This is a genomic window from Candidatus Synechococcus spongiarum SH4 (genome assembly GCF_000586015.1).
Taxonomy (GTDB): domain Bacteria; phylum Cyanobacteriota; class Cyanobacteriia; order PCC-6307; family Cyanobiaceae; genus Synechococcus_B; species Synechococcus_B spongiarum_F.
In genome coordinates this window covers 1-2,608 of the sequence record NZ_JENA01000229.1, presented here as the reverse complement: position 1 = coordinate 2,608, position 2,608 = coordinate 1, and the positions used below count along the sequence as shown (strand labels likewise).

General features: G+C 62.2%; 2 protein-coding genes. Both read left to right on the top strand.

Annotation, left to right across the window (positions count from 1 at the left end):
- Window positions 1–127 precede the first annotated feature (127 nt).
- A complete protein-coding gene (locus BG35_RS0108920; protein ID WP_161632592.1) occupies window positions 128–1,144 on the top strand; it encodes an imelysin family protein in 1,017 nt (338 codons plus the stop codon).
- A gap of 70 nt (window positions 1,145–1,214) precedes the next feature.
- Complete coding sequence (locus BG35_RS0108915) at window positions 1,215–2,546, top strand: di-heme oxidoredictase family protein (RefSeq protein WP_236619843.1); 1,332 nt, start codon at window positions 1,215–1,217, stop codon at window positions 2,544–2,546.
- Window positions 2,547–2,608: the final 62 nt, after the last annotated feature.

The window sequence follows — 2,608 nt, the reverse complement described above, 5'->3', positions numbered from 1 at the left end:
ACCGAGGTCAACGGGGGCGAGTCTGATTGGATAGAGCCAACCACAGGATATGGGGAAGGATGGCCTGGCTAAGGGAGATGATGGGCCAAATCTCTCTGAATTTTTGCTGGAGCCTTACATGTCCCCCATGACTGAATTTCGTCCTTTTGTCTCCAAGGCATCGCTGACGCTGATGGCAGGTTTGCTTGTGGTTGGTTGCGCCGAAAAGAACATGCGCGCCGATGGGGTCACCCCCGCCAGCGTGAGCCGTAACTTTGTCGAGGATCTGGTGCTGCCCGCCTACGCGGAGTTGGCGGAAGAGAGTGGAGCCCTTGAGGAGGCGCTCCAGGCATTGGCGAACGACCCGACGGACGCCCACCTGGCGGCAGCCCGTCAGCAATGGGTCGAAACCCGGCCACTCTGGGAAATAACGGAAAGCTGGGCCTTCGGTCCTGCGGAAACAGAAGGGTTGGACAGTGATCTGGACGACTGGCCCGTAAGCGTGCTGGAACTGGACCAAGCCCTGGCGACGGATCCCTTCACGGCAGACACCTTCTCCCGGTTGGGCGCCACCTCCATCGGCTTCCACGGCATCGAGTTTGTTCTTTATGGAGACGGCAACGAGCGTCCTGCTGCGGCTGATCTCACGCCCCAGCAGACCGCCTACCTTGCTCTGGCGGGAGCAGCCTTCCACGACACCGCTGAGCAACTGCTGAGCAGTTGGACGGGAGCCGACGGCTATGGCGCCGAGTTGATGGGCGATCCCGATGCCACTGTCCTTGAAATGATTGAAGGCGCCATCGGCACCCTGGAAGAGGTGCATCTGGAGAAGCTGGGGGCTGTTCTGGAGGAGGGGCCGGAGGGCCTGGAGAGCCGCTTCAGCGGCGCCACCAATACGGACATTGTGTTCAACGTGGTTGGCGCTCAGCGGGTGTTTGAGGACACGGGCCTGAAGCAACTGCTGACCGCAGAGGATGCCGATCTGGCGGAACAGCTTTCGGAGTCTCTGACCATGAGCCTTGCCGCTGCCGAGGCCTTGCCCTCCATGCTGAGCCAGCGGCTGGATGATCCCGCTGTGGTGGAGTCCATGGAGACGGCCATCGAGGCCACGGAAGAAGCGTTCAACCTGATGACCCAGGCGCTGGAAACCCTGGACAGCTTTTGACATGCCAGGTTGAGGCCCAATTGTGCTTGTGCCAAGCAAAGGCTTTATGAAATGGGACAAAGCAGGAGTGGTGCGTCGTCCACTCTTTGTCCTGGCCAGTGCAATTCTGGTGGCGCTGCTGGTGGTGGTTGCCCAGAATCCGTTGCCGGCAGTAGATTCCCAGCTTTCTGCCGGCGCTTTAACGGTTTTCAACCGTACTTCGGCAGCGTTTGAGAAGCCGGCATCGAACTTGACTCCGGATGAAATCGCCCGCCATGATGTTGGCGATCCCCTCTTTGAACGCAGCCATATCCCCCTGGCCACCCATCAGGATGCGGGCCTGGGACCCTTGTTCAATGCCAATTCCTGCGTTGCCTGCCATGTGCGCAACGGCCGCGGCGCCCCTGTTCCCGGTGTCTCATTGGTGCGGGTGGCGCTTCAGGAGGCCGAGGGCGCAACGCCGGTGCCTGAATGGGGTTGGCAAATCCAGGATCACGCAATTTTCGGCCACCAGCCGGAGGCCACCATGGATCTCACATGGCAGGAGGAACCCCGGGCCGGCAATGAACCGCCCCTGCAGAAGGTTCATGTGGACTTGATCCGTCCCAATGGGGACGTGGTGGCGGATGAGGAGATGAACCGCTCTCTGCGAACAGCGCCCCCCCTCATTGGCCTGGGTCTCCTGGAAGCCGTTCCGGATCAGGAGATCCTCAGCCATGCCGATCCCGACGACCGGGACGGGGACGGCATTTCCGGCCGGGCCGTCCTTCTGGAAGACGAGCATGGCCAGCAGGCCCTGGGGCGCTTTGGTTGGAAAGCGGGGACAGCCACTGTGCAGGAACAGACGGCTGAGGCCTACCTCAACGATATGGGTCTGACCACGGCAGCGGGACCGGAGACCAGCACGACGACCGAAGGGCAACCGGCGGATATCACTTGGGAGGAACTGACAGCGGTGACGTTTTACAGCCAGAGCCTCGGGGCGCCCGCCACCAAGTGGTCCGGGAAGGATCCTGTGGTGTCCAAAGGCACGTCCCTGTTCGGGGGCTTGCAGTGTGCCGCCTGCCATGTACCCAGCCATGCAACCGGCGCCGATCCCGACGTGGTGGTGCAGGCCATCCGCGCTCAAACCATCTGGCCCTATACGGACCTGTTGGTGCATGACATGGGGCCTGGCCTTGACGATGGCGTGGCGGAACATGGTTACACCGGTTCAGCGGAGTGGCGCACGGCGCCCCTCTGGGGCCTGGGGCTCACCAACCGGGTACACGGCAAGGCGGGCTATCTCCATGACGGACGGGCCCGCACCGTAGATGAGGCCATCCGCTGGCATGGGGGCGAAGCGGAGGCATCCAGGAAGAGCTACCTGGCCTTGGCCCCCAGGGATCGGCAAGCCCTGCTGGATTGGCTCCAGGGGCTGTAGGCAACTCCCGCCCCGTTCCGCCCTGGTCTGGCCAGATCCTCTTGAGAACCAGTCTCTATAAC

Excerpts from the sequence above, each read along its gene's own strand:
- BG35_RS0108920 (WP_161632592.1), top strand. The coding sequence starts at position 128 with ATGACTGAATTTCGTCCTTTTGTCTCCAAGGCATCGCTGACGCTGATG.